20 protein-coding genes and 1 pseudogene are annotated in these 21,226 nt (G+C 62.9%); 9 read left to right on the top strand and 12 right to left on the bottom strand.

Annotation, left to right across the window (positions count from 1 at the left end; genetic code table 11):
- Positions 1-2 precede the first annotated feature (2 nt).
- The 5 genes from C5L10_RS29715 to C5L10_RS29695 are packed head-to-tail and all read left to right on the top strand — an operon-like array spanning position 3 to position 5,310.
- Positions 3-974 (top strand): ABC transporter permease, encoded by a 972-nt coding sequence (locus C5L10_RS29715; protein WP_105432618.1) that lies wholly within the window; start codon positions 3-5, stop codon positions 972-974.
- A complete protein-coding gene (locus C5L10_RS29710) occupies positions 971-1,915 on the top strand; it encodes an ABC transporter permease (protein WP_105432617.1) in 945 nt (314 codons plus the stop codon). The genes C5L10_RS29715 and C5L10_RS29710 overlap by 4 nt, the downstream gene beginning before the upstream one ends.
- Positions 1,912-2,901: an ABC transporter ATP-binding protein gene (locus C5L10_RS29705; protein ID WP_105432616.1), complete on the top strand. Its 990-nt coding sequence runs from the start codon at positions 1,912-1,914 to the stop codon at positions 2,899-2,901. Before C5L10_RS29710 ends, C5L10_RS29705 begins: the two co-directional genes overlap by 4 nt.
- Entirely contained in the window at positions 2,898-3,905 is a 1,008-nt protein-coding gene (locus C5L10_RS29700) for an ABC transporter ATP-binding protein (protein ID WP_105432615.1), read from the top strand. The genes C5L10_RS29705 and C5L10_RS29700 overlap by 4 nt, the downstream gene beginning before the upstream one ends.
- Positions 3,906-3,921: 16 nt before the next feature.
- Positions 3,922-5,310, top strand: a complete 1,389-nt coding sequence (locus C5L10_RS29695) for a M20 family metallopeptidase (RefSeq protein WP_105432614.1) — start codon at positions 3,922-3,924, stop codon at positions 5,308-5,310.
- Positions 5,311-5,325: 15 nt separating this feature from the next.
- Here the strand turns inward: C5L10_RS29695 and C5L10_RS29690 are convergent, their stop codons facing one another.
- From C5L10_RS29690 to C5L10_RS29675, 4 genes are all read right to left on the bottom strand, one after another.
- Positions 5,326-6,042, bottom strand: a complete 717-nt coding sequence (locus tag C5L10_RS29690; protein ID WP_105432613.1) for an anti-sigma factor domain-containing protein — start codon at positions 6,040-6,042, stop codon at positions 5,326-5,328.
- Positions 6,039-6,581, bottom strand: coding sequence for a sigma-70 family RNA polymerase sigma factor (locus C5L10_RS29685; protein WP_046637969.1), 543 nt, complete (start codon positions 6,579-6,581; stop codon positions 6,039-6,041). The genes C5L10_RS29690 and C5L10_RS29685 overlap by 4 nt, the downstream gene beginning before the upstream one ends.
- Before the next feature lie 156 nt (positions 6,582-6,737).
- Positions 6,738-7,961, bottom strand: a complete 1,224-nt coding sequence (locus C5L10_RS29680) for an MFS transporter (RefSeq protein ID WP_105432612.1) — start codon at positions 7,959-7,961, stop codon at positions 6,738-6,740.
- A 155-nt stretch (positions 7,962-8,116) separates the two neighbouring features.
- Complete coding sequence (locus C5L10_RS29675) at positions 8,117-8,815, bottom strand: thioredoxin family protein (RefSeq protein ID WP_105432611.1); 699 nt, start codon at positions 8,813-8,815, stop codon at positions 8,117-8,119.
- Positions 8,816-8,911: 96 nt separating this feature from the next.
- Between C5L10_RS29675 and C5L10_RS29670 the strand changes: the two genes are divergently transcribed.
- Together C5L10_RS29670 and C5L10_RS29665 are read left to right on the top strand one after the other, a co-directional pair.
- Positions 8,912-10,132, top strand: a complete 1,221-nt coding sequence (locus C5L10_RS29670) for a helix-turn-helix domain-containing protein (protein ID WP_105432610.1) — start codon at positions 8,912-8,914, stop codon at positions 10,130-10,132.
- Between the two features lie 9 nt (positions 10,133-10,141).
- Positions 10,142-10,774 (top strand): PQQ-binding-like beta-propeller repeat protein, encoded by a 633-nt coding sequence (locus C5L10_RS29665; protein ID WP_105432609.1) that lies wholly within the window; start codon positions 10,142-10,144, stop codon positions 10,772-10,774.
- A gap of 60 nt (positions 10,775-10,834) precedes the next feature.
- On the opposite strand, the gene C5L10_RS29660 is transcribed toward C5L10_RS29665, so the two are convergent.
- The 7 genes from C5L10_RS29660 to C5L10_RS29630 all read right to left on the bottom strand — a co-directional run bounded on the left by C5L10_RS29660 (position 10,835) and on the right by C5L10_RS29630 (position 18,013).
- Positions 10,835-11,803: an ABC transporter ATP-binding protein gene (locus C5L10_RS29660; RefSeq protein ID WP_105432608.1), complete on the bottom strand. Its 969-nt coding sequence runs from the start codon at positions 11,801-11,803 to the stop codon at positions 10,835-10,837.
- Positions 11,804-11,806: 3 nt separating this feature from the next.
- On the bottom strand, positions 11,807-12,817 hold the full coding sequence (locus C5L10_RS29655) for an ABC transporter ATP-binding protein (protein WP_105432607.1): 1,011 nt from the start codon (positions 12,815-12,817) through the stop codon (positions 11,807-11,809).
- Positions 12,818-12,819: 2 nt separating this feature from the next.
- Positions 12,820-13,737 (bottom strand): dihydrodipicolinate synthase family protein, encoded by a 918-nt coding sequence (locus C5L10_RS29650; RefSeq protein WP_105432606.1) that lies wholly within the window; start codon positions 13,735-13,737, stop codon positions 12,820-12,822.
- Positions 13,738-13,747: 10 nt separating this feature from the next.
- Positions 13,748-14,659, bottom strand: a complete 912-nt coding sequence (locus tag C5L10_RS29645) for an ABC transporter permease (protein WP_205837110.1) — start codon at positions 14,657-14,659, stop codon at positions 13,748-13,750.
- Positions 14,625-15,584: an ABC transporter permease gene (locus C5L10_RS29640; protein ID WP_105432604.1), complete on the bottom strand. Its 960-nt coding sequence runs from the start codon at positions 15,582-15,584 to the stop codon at positions 14,625-14,627. Before C5L10_RS29640 ends, C5L10_RS29645 begins: the two co-directional genes overlap by 35 nt.
- Positions 15,585-15,657: 73 nt before the next feature.
- Complete coding sequence (locus tag C5L10_RS29635) at positions 15,658-17,244, bottom strand: ABC transporter substrate-binding protein (RefSeq protein ID WP_105432603.1); 1,587 nt, start codon at positions 17,242-17,244, stop codon at positions 15,658-15,660.
- A 31-nt stretch (positions 17,245-17,275) separates the two neighbouring features.
- Positions 17,276-18,013: a FadR/GntR family transcriptional regulator gene (locus C5L10_RS29630; RefSeq protein ID WP_105432602.1), complete on the bottom strand. Its 738-nt coding sequence runs from the start codon at positions 18,011-18,013 to the stop codon at positions 17,276-17,278.
- Between the two features lie 127 nt (positions 18,014-18,140).
- Between C5L10_RS29630 and C5L10_RS29625 the strand changes: the two genes are divergently transcribed.
- Together C5L10_RS29625 and C5L10_RS29620 are read left to right on the top strand one after the other, a co-directional pair.
- Entirely contained in the window at positions 18,141-19,094 is a 954-nt protein-coding gene (locus tag C5L10_RS29625) for a dihydrodipicolinate synthase family protein (RefSeq protein WP_245448290.1), read from the top strand.
- A 17-nt stretch (positions 19,095-19,111) separates the two neighbouring features.
- The gene (locus C5L10_RS29620; protein ID WP_172717256.1) at positions 19,112-20,575 is read left to right on the top strand and encodes a sulfatase; all 1,464 of its coding nucleotides are present in this window, start codon (positions 19,112-19,114) and stop codon (positions 20,573-20,575) included.
- Between the two features lie 319 nt (positions 20,576-20,894).
- Here C5L10_RS29620 and C5L10_RS34595 read toward each other — a convergent pair.
- Positions 20,895-21,023: pseudogene (locus C5L10_RS34595) on the bottom strand (L-iditol 2-dehydrogenase); the annotation flags it as partial.
- Between the last annotated feature and the right edge of the window lie 203 nt (positions 21,024-21,226).

Raw genomic sequence — 21,226 nt, 5'->3', positions numbered from 1 at the left:
CCGTGCTGAATTATGCCGCGTCACGGATCGTGCAGACGATCATCGTCCTGCTGGTGATCAGCTTCATCGCCTTCCTGCTGGTCGCCAATATCGGCGACCCGCTGGCGGCCCTCCTCTCCGCCGATGCGACCGTCAACGAGCGGCTGGAACTGATCGCCAAACTCGGCCTCGACCAGCCCCTCTGGACGCGCTTCCTGCATTTCATCGGCAACATGCTGCAGGGCGATTTCGGCTTTTCCTATCGCACCCAGGACCCGGTCGCCAACCTGATCGCCGAACGCCTGCCCGCGACGGTCGAGCTCGCCTTCGTCAGCGTGCTGATCACCATCGTAGTGGGAGTGCCGGCCGGTATCTATTGCGGCGTCAACCCGAATTCGCTGTTCGGCCGCTTCATCATGCTGATCTCGACGGCCGGCATCACGCTTCCGAACTTCGTCGTGGGCATCCTGCTGATCGCGGTGTTTTCCGTCCAGCTCGGCCTGCTCCCGTCGTTCGGGCGCGGCACCGTGGTCGATCTCGGCTTCTGGAAGACCGGGCTTCTCACCGTCTCCGGCTGGCGGGCGATCCTCCTGCCGGCAGCCACCCTTTCCACCTTCCAGGTCGCCTTCATCATCCGCATGCTGCGCACCCAGCTGATGGAGGTCGGCCAGAGCGAACATATCCGCTTTGCCCGTGCCCGCGGCCTGTCGGAAGCGCGCATCTGGTATGTCTATGCGATCAAGAACACGCTGCTGCCGGTCATCACCATGCTCGGCCTGCAGCTCGGCAATATCATCGCCTTCTCGGTGGTCACCGAAAACGTCTTCGCCTGGCCGGGCCTCGGCTCACTCTTCCTGCAATCGATCCAGGGCGCCGACATTCCGGTCATCGCCATCTATCTCATCTTCGTCGGGCTGGTCTTCATGGTCATCAATCTGATCGTCGAACTGCTTTATCCGCTGATCGACGCCCGCGTGTTGAGGAGGCAATCATGACGCCAGTCGTCAACATCCCGGCAGCCGGCCCGGCTCGCCGCAGCAGAGGCGCCAAGCTTCTACGCGCCATGGGCAAGGCGCCGGGCGCCACGTTGTGTGCGATGGTGATCTTCGCGCTGCTGGTCTACGCCTTCGTCGTGCCGCTGTTCTCGCTGAACCCGTTCGAATTCTCCGGCATGTCGGTGCTGGACAGTTTCATTCCGCCGGTATGGATGACAGACGGGTCAGCTGATTTCCCGCTCGGCACCGACGACCAGGGCCGCAACCTGATCACGGCGATGGCCTATGGCATGCGCACTTCGATCATCGTCGGCTTCCTGTCGGTCACCATCGGCCTCGTCCTCGGCGGCAGCCTTGGCCTGATCGCCGGTTTCGTCGGCGGCAAGGTGGATGCCTTCATCATGCGCGTCGCGGACGTGCAGCTTGCCTATCCGGCCCTGCTACTGGCGATGATCATCGACGGTGCGGCCCGGGCAGCCCTCGGCACCGAGCGCAGCGTCGGCACCGCGATCGCGATCGTCGTGATGTCGATCGGCATCGCATTCTGGGTCCAGTATGCCCGCACCATCCGCTCCTCCGTGATGATCGAGCGCGACCAGGACTATGTCTCCGCCGCCCGCATCACCGGCCGCAGCAATGTCGCGATCATCGTCCTGCATATCCTGCCGAACGTCATGGCCCCGGTTCTGGTCATCGCCACCATCAATCTCGGCATCGCCATCATCACCGAGGCGACCTTGAGCTTCCTCGGCATCGGCATTCCGGTCACCTCGCCATCGCTCGGCACGTTGATCCGCAACGGCAACAATTTCCTCCAGTCGGGCGAATGGTGGATTTCGGTCTGGCCCTGCCTGATCCTCGTGCTCTTCGTCGTTTCGGTGAACATTCTCGGCGACCATCTGCGCGACGTCTACAATCCGCGCCTGCGGGGCCGCTCATGATCAACGTAGCCACTCCCCTCCTCGACGTCCGCGACCTCACCGTCACCATCAATCGCGATGGGCGACTGGTCACCGCGCTCGACAAGGTCTCCTTTTTCGTCAATCCCGGCGAAGTGCTCGGCATCGTCGGAGAATCCGGCGCCGGCAAGTCGATCACCGGCGCTGCGATCATCGATCTTCTCGTACCGCCGCTGAAACGCACCGGCGGCACCATCACCCTTGCCGGCACCCGTCTCGACCAGCTTTCCCCAAAGGCGATGCGCGGCGTGCGCGGCGGCCGGATCGGGTTCGTCTTCCAGGATCCGATGACCAGCCTCAACCCGGTGATCACGATCGGCCAGCAGCTCTGCGACACCATCCAGGCGCATCTGAAGCTTGGCGGCAACCAGACGAAAAAGAGGGCACTCGACTGGCTCGACCGCGTCGGCCTGCCCAATCCGGACGTCCAGTTCAAGCGTTTCCCTCACCAGCTTTCCGGTGGCATGCGGCAGCGCGTGGTGATCGCCCTGGCACTCTGCGCCGACCCCGTGCTGGTCATCGCCGACGAGCCGACCACGGCCCTCGACGTCTCCGTGCAGGCGCATATCCTCGAACTGCTGCGCGACCTGCATCGCGAAAGCAATGTCAGCATGATGCTGATCACCCACGACCTTGGCGTCATCGCCAAGATGGCCGATCGCGTCGCGGTGCTTTATGCCGGTCGCGTCGCCGAGATCGGTCCGGTCGGCGAGCTCTTCAATGCCCCGAAACATCCCTATACGCGCGGCCTGATCCGCGCGACGCCGATGCCGTCTGCCACCGGCGAGATGCGGCTCGACCAGATCCCCGGCGCCATGCCGGGACTTGGTGCGGTCCCACCCGGCTGCGCCTTCAACCCGCGCTGTTTCAGGGCGGAGGGTGACTGTCGCGCGACAATCCCGCCGCTCTATCGCCAGGAAAGCTCCGCCTTTTCCTGTTTCCATCCGCTGGAAAGGGTGCCCGCATGAGCGCTTCCGATTTCCTCGTCCTCAATCGCGTCAGCAAGGTCTACCGCCGCAACCAGAGCCTTATCGAACGGCTGAAGAAGAGCGAGAGTGGCGGCACCAAGGCCGTCAGCGATGTCAGCCTCACCGTCCGCCATGGCGAGACCATGGGCCTGGTCGGCGAAAGCGGCTGCGGCAAGTCCACGCTGGCGCGCCTCGTCTCCGGCCTGATGCCGCCCACATCCGGCGAGATCAGCTTTCCGCCGAATGCATCCGGCAACAAGCCGCGCCTGCAGATGATCTTCCAGGACCCCTATTCCTCGCTCAATGGTCGCTGGACGATCGAGGACATCATCGCCGAGCCTATCCGCGTCCATAAGCTCCGCCAGGGCCGCGCCGCAATCCGCGCCCGCGTCGACGAACTGCTGGTCCAGGTCGGCCTTTCCGCAGCGGATGCCGAAAAATACCCGCAGGAATTTTCCGGAGGGCAGCGGCAGCGCATCTGCATCGCCCGGGCGCTCGCCGGAGAACCGGACTTCCTGGTTCTCGACGAACCGACTTCGGCGCTCGACGTCTCGGTGCAGGCCCAGATCCTCAATCTGCTGCGCGACCTGCAGAAGAACCTCCATCTCACCAGCCTGTTCATCACTCACAATCTTTCGGTCGTGCGCATCATGGCCGACCGGATCGGCGTCATGTATCTCGGCGAGTTGGTGGAGGAGGCGACGTCTGAAGAGCTGTTCCGCAAGCCGCGCCATCCCTATACGCGCCTGCTGATCGATGCCGCACCGGACATGGATACCAGCGACCGCTCGCTGCATCCAATCGCCGGCGAGCTCCCGAACCCGGCCTTCCCGCCCGCCGGCTGCCGTTTCCACACCCGCTGTCCGTTCGCGCAGGAGATCTGCCGCAACACCTCGCCGCCGCAGAAGGTGACCGAGAGCGGCGGCATGTTCCGCTGTCATTTCGATCTTGATCTGTCGAACGCGACGGTCTTTCCGCCAGCCGCACAGGTCAAGATGGCCTGAATTTCAAGGATGCCCCATGACGACCGTCTCCCGCCAAGCAACGATAGACAACGCCGTCGGTTATCTCGATGACGGTTCCTTCGAAGAAACCTTGCGCCGGCGCGTGGCGATCCCGTCCGCCAGCCGCGTCGCCGCCAACAAGCCGGATCTCTGGCGTTATGTCACCGAGGACATGCACCCCTTTTTCGAGCGGCTCGGCTTCACCACCAAAATCTACGAGAACGATACGGCACCTGGCCCGTTTCTGCTTGCCGAACGCATCGAAGACCTGAACTTCACCACCGTCCTGCAATACGGCCACGGCGATGTCGTCGCAGGTCTCCACGGCCAATGGGAGACAGGCCTCTCGCCCTTCGAGATGACCGAAAGGAACGGCGCCTGGTATGGCCGCGGCACGGCCGACAACAAGGGCCAGCATGCCGTGAACCTCGCCGCCGTCGAAGCGCTGCTCGCGACAAAGGGTTCGCTCGGCTTCAACCTCAAATACCTGATCGAGATGGGCGAGGAATCCGGATCGCTGGGGCTGGAGGAAATGTGCGCCGCGCATCGGGACGAGCTGAAGGCGGACGTCTTCATCGCCTCGGACGGCCCGCGCCTCGCGCTCGACCGCCCGACCATCTTCCTCGGCGCCCGCGGCGGCATGTCCTTCCACCTGGAGATCGATGCCCGCGAAAGTTTTCAGCATTCCGGCAACTGGGGCGGCCTCCTCTCCAATCCCGGCATCGAACTCTGCCACGCGATCACCGCGCTGGTCGGTCGCACCGGCCAGATCAAGGTGCCCGAGATGACGCCGGGGTCGATCCCGGAAAACGTCCGTGCAGCACTGAAGCACTGCCACATCACGCCCGCGGCCGGCGATCCGCCGATCGAGCCCTGGTGGGGCGAGCCCGGCCTGACGCCGGAGGAGAAGGTGTTTGCCTGGAGTTCCTTCGAGGTGATGGAGATGGAATGCGGCAACCTCGCCCAGCCGCTCTATGCCATCCCGCCGAAAGCCCGCGCCCGCATGCAGCTTCGCTTCCCGGTCGGCGTCGATCCGGATGCGGTCGTCCCGGCCGTCCGCAAAGCGCTGAAGGATGCAGGTTACGACCGCGTCGTGGTCAAGGATCCGACGGACGCGATTTTCCCCGCCAGCCGTCTCGATCCGGATCATCCATGGGTCAGACGCGTTGCCGCTTCGATTGAAAAAACCGTCGGCGCGCCACCGGCGATCCTGCCTAATCTCGGCGGCTCGCTGCCGAACAACATTTTTTCGGATCTGCTCGGCCTCCCAACCATCTGGATCCCGCATTCCTACCCGGGCTGCCTGCAGCACGCGCCGAACGAACACCTGCCGATCTCGATCGTCCGCGAAGGGCTGGCTATGATGGCCGGGCTCTATTGGGATATCGGCGAGACTGCGGCGTGATCTTCAGCTTCGGCGTCAGGGCCTGCGCACGGCGCCGCTCGCTATGACAGGACCGGTTGCTACGCCGGTCGGCGAGCCGCCGAGCGGTTCGAGGCTGACGGCAAGCGTCGCGCCCTCGGTCAGATTGCGACGCAGATCGGCAGGTATCACGAGCTCTCCTGTCTGATCCGGCTCGAAGACGCCGAGAGATAGTGTTTTGCCGCTTTCGGGCACCAGCCAGAGCTCCAGCGACTTCTCTTCGCGCCCGCCGGCCGCGACCGGCACGATCCGCAAACGCCCGTTTCCGGTATCGTAGGAGGCAAGCAGGTTGATCTGGCTATCGGTCGAGGATAATTCCGCCACCAGCGGCGCAGATCCCTGCGGACGTGGGATCACGCCCGATGCATAGACGACGGCAGCCACCGCAACCGCCGTCGTGGCAAATGAGAGCCGTCGCCAGAACAGCGCGGAATTCCACAGACCCCATGAGGATGGGGCAACCCGGGCGGGCCCGAAGAGCCGCGTTTCGATCCGGCCGAAAATCGCCTGGCTCGGCGCCACGTCCTCATAGTCGTCGTTGAATGAGGCGAGGTCCGCCTGCCACCGTTCGACGATCCGGGCAAAAGCGCGGTCATTGGCGATGCGCTGCTCCACGGCGCGGCGGGCCTCGAGCGACAGGACGCCGAGCACATACTCGCCGGCCAGGATCTCGTCCTGCGGCCGCCTGCCCTGACTTTGTTCGCCCGACGTCATCGCTCCATGCACTCTCTCAATTTCAGAAGGCTCCGGCGCAGCCACGTGCGCACCGTATTCAACGGCACCTTCAATTCTTCCGCCAGTTCAAGATAACTCAAACCTTCCACATAGGCACGTCGAACCGCACGCGCATGCGCAGAGTCGAGCTCCTCCATGCACCTGTCGATGCGACGGCCTTCATCCGCATTGGCCACCTGCTGTTCGGGGTCGAGCGTGCCGTCGTCGGCAAGGTCGTAAGCATCGTCAAGGTCCTCTGTCACAGGCTTCCTGGCCCGGAGGATGTCGATCGCGTGGTTGCGCGCGATCGCCGCCAACCAGGCAAGGGGCGAACCGGTATCCACGGCAAAAGTCCTGGAGCGCTGCCATATCCTGACATAGATTTCCTGGAGCGCTTCTTCCGCGTCGGCCCTGTCTTTCAAGATACGCAGACAGATCGAAAATAGTTTCGGGCTCGTCGCATTATACAACGACGCGAACGCTTTGCGATCACCCATCGCCACGCGATTGACCAGAGCCGCGATCTCATTGCTTTGCATTCGGAAAAAACCTCGCCGTCCCCATCTATAGAGAACGCTGATCGCAAAAAACAAGGCGCCGTCTTCGCAAAACCCGCAGCAGGGTCTTTAATCTCCTCGCAGCCGATATCCCGCGCTGCCTTTGCCTCGTCGGGATCACTGCTGCTCGCCGGGGCATCAGGCGGCGTCGAGGGCCGGCACCGCCCGTTGAGCCTTCGGAAAAGGCTTGAAGGTCAAGGCGATCAGGAAGGCGCCGATGCCGATCCCCCAGGAGCCGACATAGAGCCAGGTGTAGCTCGCGAGCGTGTCGTAGATCAGTCCTCCGGCCAGAGGGCCGGTCGCCATGCCCAGACCGCCGGCCATTGCCGTTCCGCCGATCACGGTGCCCATCATCCGCATCGGGAAATTCTCACGGGCGATCACCGCGTAAAGCGGCATGACGCCGGCGTAGATGAAGCCGAACAGGGCAGCGACCGTATAAAACGATCCGAGCCCCTGCGCGAAAACATAGGCCAGCGCCCCGAAAGCCTGGACCAGCAGGCCGAGAACGAGAACCTGCTTGGCGCCGAAACGGTCTCCAAGGATGCCGAAGACGATACGCCCGCCCATGCCCGCCAGTCCTTCGATGCTATAGATCGAAACGGCCGCTATCATCGGAATGCCGCAGGTCACCGCATAGCTCACGGTGTGGAAGATCGGGCCTGAATGGGTGGCGCAGCAGAAGAAATTGGTAAGCAGCAGGATGATGAACTGGGGCGATCTCAACACCTGCGCCGTCGACATGGACGGCTGAAGTTCGCCGTCGGCGGGGGCAGCGGCATCGCTTTCTTTCGGAGCCGGGGCACGCCGGACGAGGAAAGAAACCGGGATCATCACGACGGCCACGAGTATGGCGATGATCTGCAGCGATGTTCTCCAGTCGTAGATCGACACGAGCCACGCCGCGAAGGGCGACATGGTCATCGGCGCCATGCCCATGCCGGCTGAAACCAGCGAGACCGCGAGGCTTCGATGCGTGTCGAACCAGCCGGTGACGCAGGCCATCATCGGTGCGAAGATTGCCGCGATCGCGGTGCCGACGGCAAGCCCGAAGATGAGCTGGAAGGCCACCAGCGATGTCGTCAGGCTTGCCGACGCAAGACTGGCGGCAAGCAGGACCGAGCCGGCAAAAACGATGGGACGCGGCCCCCACCGATCGAACAGGCTGCCCCATGCGATGCTGGCGAATGCCATCGCGACAAAACCTATGGTCATCGCACTCGAGACGCCGGTGACCGACCATCCGGTGTCGCGCGCGATGGGCAGGAGGAAAACGGGCAGGGAAAACATCGCTCCGATAGCGAGGCAGCCAAGCAGGCCGCCAGCCGCCACGATTACCCATCGATATTGAATATTGGTCATCTTCGTCTCCATTTTTGGGTGTCCGGCAGCAAGCCACGCGGCAATGCTGTCGCCTGCGCGCGGCCGTGAAATGCCGGTATGTCAGAAGGTTAGTTGCCTGGGCCGGATCGACTGTCGTCGGCTCCGGCTCCTGTCGAGACGGGCCAAAGGCTGCCTCAATACTGGTCGTGCCGGCGCAGCCACGCCATCGGGAACCGGAATTCGTCCTCATCGCGGCCCTTCGGCACGAGATCCAGAAAATGGTAGGCGCCGTTGAGCATGTCGACGCCGCGCGAGTAACAGGAATAGGTGTGGAACACCTCGCCGCTCTCATCCCGGTAGAAGACGCTGATGCCCACTTCTTCGGAAGCGTTGCTCGGCTGGACCTTGTAATTGTAATAGGCCACGCCCTTGGGGAGATCTTCCGGCCTCACCGACACCTGATAGTCGAAATTGAAATCGCTGCCATGTGAAGAGAACCACGGGAAGTTCCAACCCATGCGTTTCTTGTAGGCGTCGAGCTTGGCAAGCGGAGCCCGCGAAATGGCGACGAAGGTCACGTCGCGATGGTTGAGATGAACCGGGATGCCGTTGAAATTATCGGCCCAGAACGAACATGACTTGCATGCCTCCTGCCAATCGGGGCCGAACATGAAATGATAGACGATCAGTTGCGAACGGCCGTCGAAAAGATCCGCCAGCGAAAGCTCGCCATCCGGTCCCTCGAACTGATAGGGTTTTTCGACCCTTTCCCAGGGCATCGCCATCCGGCGGCGGGTCAGCGCATCCCGTTGACGCGTGAATTCCTTCTCCGCAGCGAGCAGATCAAGGCGAGCCTTCAACCATTCTTCCGGCGAAACGACTTGATTTTGCATATCAACCTCCTGTTTGTTGGAATGCAGCTTGATGGTCGAGGGATAGACTAGGGCCGGATATCGAATGGTGAGAGTGACAAGTGTGACGGGATTCCGATGGACTCGCTGATCACCGCCGCGGCGCGTGCGCTCGCCTCGGGTGATCCCCTTGGCGCATTGAAACGGGTGGCCCTGCGCGACGACGCGGCTGCGCTCGCCCTCCGAGGCATCGCCATGGCGCAGCTCGGCGATCTCGTCCGCGCAAAGGCCCTGCTCAAGCGTGCCACTCGTGCGTTCGGCCCCAAGGAGACGATGGCGCGCGCAAGATGTGTCGTCGCAGAGGCGGAGATCGCGCTCGTCTCCCGCGATCTTGCCTGGCCGGTAAAGGCCCTCGACGCCGCACGGGCAACACTCGAAGCGCATGGTGACAGGGTAAACGCCGCACATGCGTTCACTCTGGAGGTCCGGCGCCTGCTGCTGATCGGCCGCCTCGACGAGGCCGAGCTTAGGCTCGCCGCCTTCGACCCACCTCCGCTTCCGCCCGCATCGAGAGCTGCGTATGAACTGGTCGTCGCAGGCGTCGCGCTCCGGCGCTTGCGGATAAAGGCGGCCCGCGCCGCGCTCGCGCGCGCAGGGCAGGCAGCGCGGGAAGCCGACATTCCCCCGCTGACCGCAGAGGTCGAAAGCGCGGCGCTTGTCCTGGAAACGCCTGCGGCGCGGCTGGTGGCGCGGGGGATCGAACGTCCGATCCTGCTGGAGGAAGTCGAAACGGTCCTCGCCTCGGGCGCGCTCGTGGTGGATGCATGCCGCAACGTCGTGCGGATCGGCGACACGCAGGTAGCGCTCTCGTCGCGGCCGATATTGTTCGCGCTTGCCCGCGCCCTGGGTGAGGCCTGGCCGGGCGACGTGCCGAGAACCACGCTGCTCTACCGCACCTTTCGAGCCAGGCACGCGGATGAATCGCATCGCGCCCGGCTGCGGGTGGAAATTGGCCGGCTGCGCCTCGAGCTTCAGACGCTGGCGAATGTCACTGCGACGAAGAGAGGTTTTGCGCTGTCGCCGCTTGGAGATGGAGCAGTCGTCGTACTGGCGCCGCCTGTGGACGAGCAGCATGCGGCGGTGCTCGCCTTTCTTGCCGACGGCGAGGCCTGGTCCAGCTCGGCGCTGGCGATCGCGCTTGGCGCCAGTTCCCGCACCGTGCAGCGGGCGCTGGACCAGCTTTTGGCGGCCGGCAAGGTGCAATGGTTCGGCCAGGGGCGGGCGCGCCGGTGGATGGCTCCCTCCGTACCGGGGTTCCCGACAATCTTGTTACTCCCAAGTCCGCTTCCGAACGACTAGGATGAGCGCATGAAAGAATCTCAAGCCGAAATAATCCGAGAATACGGGCCCTTCCCTGGGATAAATGACGTGCATGGCGTCACCTTCGATGGCCGGCATGTCTGGTTTGCCTCGGGAGACAAGCTGAACGCCCTCGATCCGGCGAGCGGCGAGACGGTGCGATCGATCGATGTCGCCGCGCATGCGGGGACTGCCTTCGATGGCGAGCACCTGTTTCAGATCGCCGAAGATCGCATCCAGAAGATCGACCCGAAGACGGGCCGCGTGCTCGCCACGATCCCGGCACCCGGGAATGGCGGCGATTCCGGGCTCGCCTGGGCCGAAGGAACCCTCTGGGTCGGCGAATATCGCGGCCGAAAGATCCATCAGGTCGATCCCGATACGGGCAAGATCCTTCGTACCATCGAGTCCAATCGCGTCGTCACCGGCGTCACCTGGGTCGACGGCGAGCTCTGGCACGGCGTCTGGGAAGGCGACGAGGGCGAAGTGAGGCGCATCGATCCGCAAACGGGAAACATGCTGGAAACGCTCGAAATGCCGCTGGGACTGGGAGTATCGGGTCTGGAATCCGATGGCGCCGGCCAATTTTTCTGCGGCGGCGGCAGCAGCGGCAAGGTGCGCGCGGTGCGGCGGCCCGGATAGGGCTTACGGCCAGTTCGAAAGCATGCTTTTCATTGCGCGCAACAACGTCGTTCTGCCGGATCAACCCAAATCGTCCCGGATGCAGGCCTTGAAGTGTCCTTTCGTCCCTTCCCTAAGTGGCGGCACGACGCCCGCACAGGCTTCGATCGCAACCGGGCAACGGGTGCGAAAGACGCAGCCGCTTGGGGGATTGGCGGGGCTTGGGATGTCGCCTTTGAGGATCTGCCGGTTCGCGTGCCGCGAGGGGTCGGGCGACGGAACAGCCGAAAGCAGGGCGCGCGTGTATGGATGCTGCGGGCTGGCATAAAGCTCGCGGCTCGGCGCCATTTCCATGATCCGCCCGAGATAGAGCACGATTACCGTATCGGCGACATATTCGACCACCGCGAGATCGTGCGCGATGAACAGCATAGTCAGGCCGAGCCGCATCTGCAGATCGCGCAGCAGATTGACGATCTGCGCCTGGATCGACACGTCGAGCGCCGACACCGGTTCATCGGCGACGATCAGCTCAGGCGCAAGCGTCAGCGCCCGGGCGATGCCGATGCGCTGGCGCTGGCCGCCGGAAAACTCGTGCGGGTAGCGGGAAATCGCATCCGGCGGCAGATCTACCGAGGCGAGGGCCTGGGCGGCTTTTGAGGCCCGTTCCGACCTGCTGCCGATCCGCTGGATATCCAGCCCTTCCGCGAGGATCTCGCCGATCGTCATCCGCGGCGAGAGGCTGGCGAAGGGATCCTGGAAAATATACTGGACCCGCGCATGCAGGCTGCGAAGTTCGCGGCGCGTCAGGCTCGTCGTTTCCGAGCCTTCAAAACGGATACTGCCAGAGGTAGGTTCGATCAGTTGCGCGACCATGCGGCCGATGGTGGTCTTGCCGCTGCCGGATTCTCCAACCAGGCCGACGACTTCGCCGCGTTTGATGTTGAAGGAGACATCCTGGACGGCGCGGACGACCGGTCCGCGGGCAAATGCCACCGGGGCAAAATCCTTGCCCAGCCGGCTCACTTCGAGGAGAAATTCCTGTGACATCGCTCAGATCTCCTGCCATCGGATGCAGCGGCTGAACTGCCCCTCGCCGGCGTCTGCCAGCGCCGGGTAGGCTTCTGAGCAGGCCTCTATGCGGTAGGGACAGCGGGGAGCGAAAGGACAGCCTGACGGCAGGTCCATGAGACTCGGAACCGATCCTGCGATGGTCGGCAGCGGAGTGCCCGCCTCCCTGAGAAGCGTCGCGGTTCCAAGCTGCGGCACCGAACGCATCAGCCCCTTGGTATAGGGATGACGCGGATGGGAGAAGACCCGCGCCACGCTGCCGGTCTCGACAAGCGAACCGGCATACATGACGGCCACGCGGTCGGCGACCTCGGCAACGACCCCGAGATTGTGAGTGACGAACAACATGCCCATGCCACGCTCCTTCTGCAGCCGGCCGAGCAGGTCGAGGATCTGCGCCTGGATGGTGACATCGAGGGCCGTCGTGGGCTCGTCGGCAATCAACAGCGTCGGATTGCATGCGAGCGCCATCGCAATGGTCGCTCGTTGCCGCATGCCGCCGGAGAGTTCGTGCGGATATTGCTGGGCACGTCGACGCGGATCGGGAATGCCGACATCCTCCAGCCCCTGGATGGCGTCCGACAAGGCCTCCCGATGGGATTTGCCCATATGGATGCGGATCGGCTCGGCAATCTGTTCGCCGATCGTAAAAACCGGATTGAGGCTGGTCAGCGGCTCCTGAAAGACGATGCCGATATCATTGCCGCGCACCCGGCGCAGGGTGTCGCCGCCAATAGTCTGCAGTTCGACGACCTCGCCCGTCTTGCGCTTCAACCGCAGCGTACCCGCAGCGATACGGCCCACGCCGCGCGGCAGAAGACCCATGATCGACAAACTCGTCACCGACTTCCCCGAGCCGGATTCGCCAACCAGCGCCACAGTTTCTCCGGTCGCCACGGCAAGGCTGAGGTCCCGCACGGCGACGATCTCCCGATCGCCGATGCGGAACACCGTCTTGAGCCCAGAAATTTCGAGGATCGGCTCTGCACTCATCGTCAATCCAGAAGCCCGGTTTGCCGCAGGATACCGTCGATGACGGCCGCCTCTTGGTCGTTCAGGGATCGTTGCGGGCGGGCCATGACATTGGTGTCGATGACCCCAAGCCTGCGCATGGCAGTCTTGAAGGCCCCCACTCCCGCCGAGCCCGCACTGGTCCGGCCCAGGCTGACCCAGACCATTTCGAAAAGCCGGCACAGCCGTTCCTGCTCCAGCCGCGCACCTGCAAAATCACCCGCCTGGCAGAGGTTCCACAGGCGGACATAACCGTGCGGGTCGACATTCCCGAGGCCCGGAACGATGCCGTGCGCGCCCATGTTCACGACGCTGTCGGCGACGATCTCGGATCCCGTCATGACGAAGAAATCCGGCAGATCGGCCGTGTCTGCCATGACATAACGAAGATTGCCGTCGTCGCCGCTCGAATCCTTGACGCCAACGATCGTGCCTTCACGGGCAAGCGTCACGGTGGTCCGGCGTTCAAGCTTGGTGTGGACGCAGACGGGGATATCATAGGCGATGACCGGCATGTCGACCGCCTCCCGGATATAGCGGAAGTGATCGATGGTCTCGGCCTGGTTTGTCCGGGCATAGAATGGCGCCGTGACGACAACCGCGTCGGCACCCGCCGACTGCGCCACCTTTGCATGAGCGATCACGCGCTCGGTTGTGGGGTCGATCACGCCGACCAGGACGGGCACGCGGCCGCGCACCTGCTCGACCGCATGTTCGATGACGCTGCGGCGCGTGGCTTCGTCATGGAACACGACTTCGCTGGTCGAGCCGAGAACGAACAGGCCATGCACGCCACCATCGAGCAGATGGTCTATGACGCGCGTGAAGGAAGGATAATCCACCCCGAAAGTCGTGGTGAGCGGAGTGACGACGGGCGGAATGACGCCGGTGAAGAGGGGCATGTTTAACCTTTCACTTGAGTTCGGAACGCGGATCGAAGGCATCGCGAAGCCCATCGCCCACGAAGTTGATGGCGAGAACGGTCAAGACGAGCGCTCCGCCCGGAAACATCCATTGCCAGGGGTAATTTTCGAGCACATGCGTGGCGCGGGCAGCATTGAGCATATTGCCCCAGCTCGCTTCCGGGGGCGTGACCCCAAGACCCAGGAAGGAGAGACCGGCCTCCAGCAGGATTCCACTTGCCACCTGCAGGGTGGCGTAGACGACGAGAATATCGATCGTATTGGGCAAACCATGCCGGATCAGCAGGTGCCAGAGGCCGGCGCCCATGCCCCGGGACGCCACGACGAAGTCCCGCTCGCGCAATTCCAGCAGCCGGGCCCGTACCATGCGGGCGAGAACCGGCCACGACAGCAGCGAAATCACGAAGATGGTCGGCATTATGCCGCTGCCGACGATCGAGGCGAGAACCAGGAGGAAAATAACCGGTGGCAAGGTCATCGCGAGATCGACGAGCCGCATCGTGGCACCATCCACGAAACGTCCGGCAAAGCCGGCGATGGCCCCGAGGAAGAAACCGAGGAACGTGGAGATCGCCATCGATACCGTCGCCACCAGAAGCGAAATCCGCCCGCCCTGCAGCAGCCGCGCCATGATATCGCGCCCTACGCCGTCGCTGCCGAGCCAATGGGCCGCCGACGGCCCCTGGTTCATGGCCAGCAGGTCGATGTCGTTGGGCTTGTAGAGCCACCAGAGATCGTAAGTGAGCGTCAGGACCAGGATCGGGATCAGGATAGCCAAACCGACCACGGCCGCGCCGTTCTCGAAAAAGCGGGAAAGTGCGCGTCGGATGGGACCGGCGGAGCCGGCATGTGTCAAGCTCGCCATCTTATGCCACCTTGATGCGTGGATCGACAGCGGCATAGGCGATGTCGGTGAGCAGGTTGACCAGGATGACGCAGGCGCCGGTCAGCAGTGTAGCGCACATGATGACCGGGTAATCCCGCCTGACGACGGCGTTGACCATCAGCAGGCCCATGCCCGGCCAGTCGAACACGCTCTCGATGAAGATCGCCCCCCCGATGGCCATGCCGATCGTGGAGCCGATCAGAGTGATCACCGGCAGCAAGGCGTTGCGGACGGCATGTTTGACGATGACCCAGAACTCCCGGACGCCCTTGGCGCGCGCCGTGCGCACATAGTCCTGCGAAAGCACCTCGAGCAGGGAGGAGCGCATGTAGCGCATGATCAATGCGCCATGGCCGATCGAAAGCAGGGCGGCGGGCAGGATGAGGTGCGCCAGCAAGTCGCCGACGGAGAAAGGCGCACCCGGCGTCGACATGCCGCCAGCCGGCACCCAGCGCAGATTGACCGCGAATACGTAGAGCCCCAGCAGGGCGGTCAGGAAAGCCGGACTTGAAATTCCGACGAAAGCCACCGTCGAAAGTGAAAGATCGGCCAGCTTGTTGCGGCGGACGGCAGCAAAGATGCCGGTTGCGATGCCGACGACCACTGAGATGACAAGCCCACTGAACATCAGCAGGATCGTCGGACCGATGCGGCTCAAGACAAGCGGCAGCACCGCTTCGCCGTTATACTGGATGGAATAGCCGAAATCCCCCGTCAGGGCCGCGCCGAGCCAGGCGAAATATTGCACAGGCAGCGGCCGCTCGAGACCGAGCCGGGTGCGCAGCATCTCGAGATCGGACGCGGAAATCGGGACAGACGGATTGATGTAGGCATCGATCGGATCGCCGGGCGTCAGCCGCAGCAACGTGAAGATGAGAACCGTCAGGGCCAGCAGCATCAGCAGGCCGACAGCCGTACGGCGAAGGATGTATTGCAGCATGTTTTCACCAACAGGGTCCGCAGGAGATGCGGTCGGGCTTGCCCGCCAGACCGCATCTCGGCTTACGGGCACATCACGGAGCGAGATCCCATTTTTCCGGGTGGGAGACGAACGGGCCGCCGCCTGGAGCAGGTGTCCAGAAGAAGTCCTTGAGCTTGCTGGACACGACCCCATAGCGGCTCGCAACCCACATCGGCCCCCAGGGAAGCGCAGTATTCATTTCCTTGCAGACCTTCTGCCACCTGCCGTCGGCCTTGGCCGGATCGGTTTCCCCCATCGCCGCATTCAACCCATCGGTCAGCGGAGGCATTTCGACGCGCATGATATTGTTGCCGGACGGAGGTATCTGTGCGGCATTCAGCCCGACATTGAGCGATCCCGGATTGGGGCCGTTCTGCAGCCCCGCATAGACCAGCGGAAAATCCTGCCACTTTTCGCTTCGCACGATGCCGTTGTAGCTCGGAACGTCGAGCGCGCGCGGAACCACGTTGACACCGACCTGCGCCAGCATGGCCTGCACCGCCGCCATGACGTTGGCGACCTGCGGCGTATTGTAGTAGGTCAGCCACGGGATCGGCTTGCTGCCGTTGATCTTCTCCCAGCCCGCCTCCGCCAGCAGGTCCTTTGCCTTTTGCGGATTGTAGGCATAATCGGCCATATCCTTCGCAAGAAGCTGCGGCGCGACATAACCGCAGTTGGCGAGTTTGGCTGCACCCCCGTACAGGCTTGAGACGATGGCGTTTCGGTCGATAGCGTGCATGACCGCCTGACGAACGCGAAGGTCACTCCAGATTCCGGCGCGGTGATTGAAGCCGATATAGTTCACCACATAGGAATCGCCCTCGATGACCCGGAAACCGCCATTGCCCTTGAAGGTCTTGGCGTCGTCGGGTTCGGCAAAGGTGAACTGGATCTCCCCTGCCCTGAGGGCCGCGACGGCCGCCGCCGGATTGGCGAAATAGCGGTTGATCAGCCGATCCGCCTTCGGCTTTCCGCCCCGATAGCCATCATAGGCAGCCAGTTCGACATACTGATCGCTGACATGCTTCACGAACTTGAAAGGACCGGTCCCGACTGGCTTGGTGGACCACCACGCGCTCTTGGCGACCTCCTTGACGTTCACGGACGACAGCGCATGCTGCGGCAGCATCATCAGCTGCGACAGAACGGAAAGGAATGCCGAGTTCGGCTTGCTGAGCTTGACGACTGCCGTGCGCGCATCCGGCGTCTCGACCGATGCGATATCGGCAAGCCGCGCGGCAAAAATGCTGCCGCTCTCGGCATTCTTGGCAAGCTCGAGGGTGAACTTGACGTCGGCCGAGGTGAAAGGCGTGCCATCATGCCAGTTCGTCTGGGCGAGCTTGAACGTGTATGTCAGGTTGTCCTGACCGAGGGCGAACTCTGAAGCCAGCGCGCCTGTAAGCTTCGATAAATCGGATGTGTAGATGACCAGCGGCTCGAAATAGGTATTAAGCCAGGTGAAGCCGGCTGTTGCAGTCAGCGGGTTGAAATTACCCTGGAAACCGCCTGGACCCACGTCGAACCCGCCGACAATGGTCTTGCCCGTCTGCGCCTGGGCCGTCGCGGGCACCATTGCGGCAGTCGTGGCAAAAAGCAAAGCTCCCGCCGCCAGAAGGCGACCTAAATTCCGTCGATGCATGCTCTCCTCCTCCTTTATATTTCGACTATCGCTAAACCGGATCGACCTCCTCGGGCCGGTTGATCGCGATGACTTTCCGGATGCCGGAATAGTGTGCGCTCAGGCGCTTGCGGCCCGCTTCGACATCTCTCGCCGCCACGGCCTCTGCAATCTCGTGGTGATCCTGCCAGGTCGCCAGGGGCGTGGGACTTGCGAGATTTGCGAAGCCCGAAGCCTTGTAGAAGGCAGACCAGAAGATATCGATCAGTGCGCTCAGCATCTTGTTGTTCTGGCAACGGAACAGAAGCTGATGAAATTGCTGGTCCTCCTCGGCGAAGCTTTCGCCGCGCTCAGCGCGCTGGCGCATGCGATCGGTAAGGCGTCGAAGCTCGGCCACGTCCTCGTCGCTGATCATTTCGATGGTCTTGTCGATGAGGCCCGTCTCCAGTACGCGACGGATCTCCAACAATTCCTCCACATCACGCAGCGACGCCTGCAGCCCATAGGCGAGATTGTCCAGAAGCGGCGCGAACGAGAATTCCTTGACGAAAACGCCAATGCCGCGCCGCGTTTCGAGGATACCGACGGATTCCAGCGCCTTGATCGCTTCGCGAACCGAATTGCGCCCCACGCCCAATTGCTGCGCCAGGAAAGTCTCCGGCGGCAGAGCCGCGCCGGCCGTCAAGTCATTGTCCTCGATATAGCTGCGCAGGCTTTCCTGCACGCTGACATGCAGAAGCGGCGGGCGCTCCAGAGGTTTTATGGGCTTGGCCAACACTGCTCCATGCATATTTCGACAATCAACATGATTGAGGTATATCGACTTGTAGGATATCTGGCAAGTCGATGAATTCCAGATAGCGATTGAACGGGTCCGACTGGGATGGATTCGGCTTCAGCAAAAGGGGAGGTAGAGTGTGGCAACCACGAAGTTTGAGCGGCGAAATGACCGCTGGGGCCGCATTCGCGGAAATTGGGCGACGCTCTTGCTGCCGATCAATGAAGACGATTCCATCGATTTCCCGCGTCTGGCCAATGCGATCGACCGACTGATTGCCGCCAGGGTGGACGGCATCTACTCGAACGGCACCGCCGGCGAATTCCACAACCAGACGGAAGCGGAGTTCGACCGGATTCAACAAGTGTTGGCTGACCGCTGCAGTCCTGCAGCGATGCCATTCGTCATCGGTGCGTGTCAGCCCGATCCCCGCATATCCCTGGACCGGGTACGCCGGGCGGCGGCGCTCAAGCCGGAGGCAATCCAGGTGATCCTTCCCGACTGGTGGCCGGTGACGGCCGCGGAGGCGGCCGATTTCCTGCAGATGGCCGCCGGCGCTGCCGGTCCGGTGCCGCTGGTGCTTTACCAGCCGCCGCATGCCAAGCGCGTCTTTGCCCCGGAGGAGCTGGCGACGATCCTTTCAGGCGTACCGCAAGTCGTGGGTATCAAGCTTGGGGATGGCGATGCGTCCTGGTACGATCAGGCCCGCAAGCATCTCGATGCGTGGGGAATCTATGTCCCGGGGCATCATCTTGCGACAGGTGTCCAGCAGGGCGTTGCGGTCGGGGCGTTCTCCAACGTTGCCTGCCTGAGCCCGTCCGGAGCACAACAATGGACTGCGTCGATGGCCGACGATAACGACCGGGCGCTTGATATCGAGCAGCGGCTGCGCACCTTCCTGGATGACCACATAGCGCCCTTTGCCAGGGTGCACGGATATTCCAACGCCGCGTTGGACAAGCTCCTGGCTGCAATCGGGGGATGGGCGGAGATCGGCACCCGGCTGCGTCGGCCTTATCGCTGGATCGATCCGTCGGTCGTTTCCGCACTGCGCGAGAAGGCCAGGATCGCCCTTCCCGAGATCATGCTCTGAAACGTCGAGGTGGCATCGTGACACGACCCAACATCCTGATGATCATGACGGACCAGCAGCGTCGGGATACGCTCGGCATCTATGGCTGCGACTGGATCCCGACACCTCACCTCGACCGGCTGGGCCAGGCCGGAGCGGTATTCGAGCACTGCACAGTCGACAACCCGATCTGCACGCCTTCCCGGGCCAGCATCTTCACCGGCAAACCCGTGCCGGATCATGCGGTCCAACGGGTGCATGACAACCTGCCGCCGGACGAAGTGCTGTTCACCGAACGGCTGCGGCGGGAGGCCGGCTATCGGACCGCGCTTTTCGGCAAGCTGCATGTCAGCAGCCGTACTCAGGAAGAACGGCAACGGCATCCGCATGACGGCTTCGACATCTACGAATGGTGTCTTGAGCCATCGGTTTCGATCGGCAGCCCCTTCAACGGCTATGCGGCCTGGCTTCGCGACACGGCGCCGGATTTCCTCGCTGCCCTCCAGCGCAATGGCCGAAAGGAACTTCATCACCCCGAAGCGCAGCACATGAGCAAGTGGGCGGCTGACCGGACCATTGCCTTCATCCAGTCGATGAAAGCAGAGAGGCAGCCCTTCTTTTGCCTGATGAGCCTGTTCGACCCTCACGACCCCTATGAGGATTACCCCCGTACCTTCGGAAATTGCATAGATGCGGCGAAGATCCCGGAGCCGGTCGTTTCGCGCACGATACCGCCCGGATGCGTCCGTCAGGAGCAGCAGGGTTCCTATCTCGGACGTTTCTCGGACTTCTCTGCGGAGGAGATCCGCAGGATCCGTCTTGGTTATGCCGCCTCCATAGCCTTTCTCGATGTACAGGTCGGCCGCGTTCTGGCGGCGCTGGACGAAGCGGAGATGGCCGACGACACGCTGGTCGTATTCATGTCCGACCATGGCGACCAGCTTGGCGATCACGGGCTTTTCGTCAAGGGAGTTGCACTCTACGAACCGACCGTCGGAGTGCCGCTACTGCTGCGTTGGCCGGGCCACGTCGACGCCGGCACCTGCTCTACCGCGCTTGCGCAAGGTCGCGACGTGGCGGCCACGTGCCTCGCAGCAGCGGGCCTCGATACGCAATCCTGCCCGGAAAGCGAGGATCTGGTGGTCATGGCATCCCGGAATGCGACGCGGCGCAACAGCGCGATCTGCGCCTACCGCAACTCCGGCGTCAACGACAGCGGCAGTTTCTGGGACCCACCGATGCGGGCGACCATGGCGCGGAACCAGCACTTCAAGCTGACGCTCTATACGAGCGGAGGATCGAGCGAGCGGGAGTTGTTCGACCTTCAGACCGACCCGCAGGAGACCGTCAATCTTTCGGGCGATCCAGCCCACGCCCCGACCGAACTCACGCTACTTGGCGAAATCACCGCGTTCCTGCAAGCGGAAGCCGCGGCAGCCCCACCGCGCGCAACATCGTCCACGCCGAACGCGGCCCAGCGGCTGCAGAACAGGATCAAGTAGGCATCAGCATACAATCCGAAGCCTGTTCTCCTCCGGTTGCCGTCGGTTGTCGTATCGCAGTTGGCCGCGGGTTTGAGGAACGCGATCGGCATTTAAGACATAGGTGGCGGAATTTGTTGGGCGGGCATTTGCCGTGCGACCTCGGGACCGGGGCTTCGGCGACAAAAAACTCCCGGAGCAATTGCTGCGGGAGTTTGGGAATTGTTGATTGCGGGGGCCGGAGCGCACGGAGACTTGCAAATATTTTGCTCTTGAACAGGTTTAAACCGCCGACAGGGCGGCCGGAGTTCCAACCTGGAAAGACCGAGCCAGCGAGACCTCAGCTCATCCACTGCCCGCCATCGGCATTGTAACATTGCGCAACGACGTAGTTGGCATCTGAGGAGGCCAAAAATACTGACATTCCGGTGAAGTCTTCCGCCCTAGCCATGCGTCCGAATGGGCCGGCAGCGGCGGAGGGCGCTCCTGCCTACGCATCATTGTGAGGCTTGTCCTGAAGAATTAGATGGACCTCCGCGTCGTGACCAGCACCAGACACGGCCACCGGTGTTTCCAGTCCTGCAGATGGGCTGCAGCATTTTCTGCCCTGCAATCCATTCATCGGGCGAGCAGACGGTGTCGTCGTTGCTTCCGTCGGACATCAACCCTTGA

This window comes from Neorhizobium sp. T6_25, from assembly GCF_002968555.1.
Lineage (GTDB): Bacteria > Pseudomonadota > Alphaproteobacteria > Rhizobiales > Rhizobiaceae > Neorhizobium.
The sequence above is the reverse complement of the archived record's forward strand: the minus strand, read 5'-3'. Positions and strand labels throughout refer to the sequence as shown.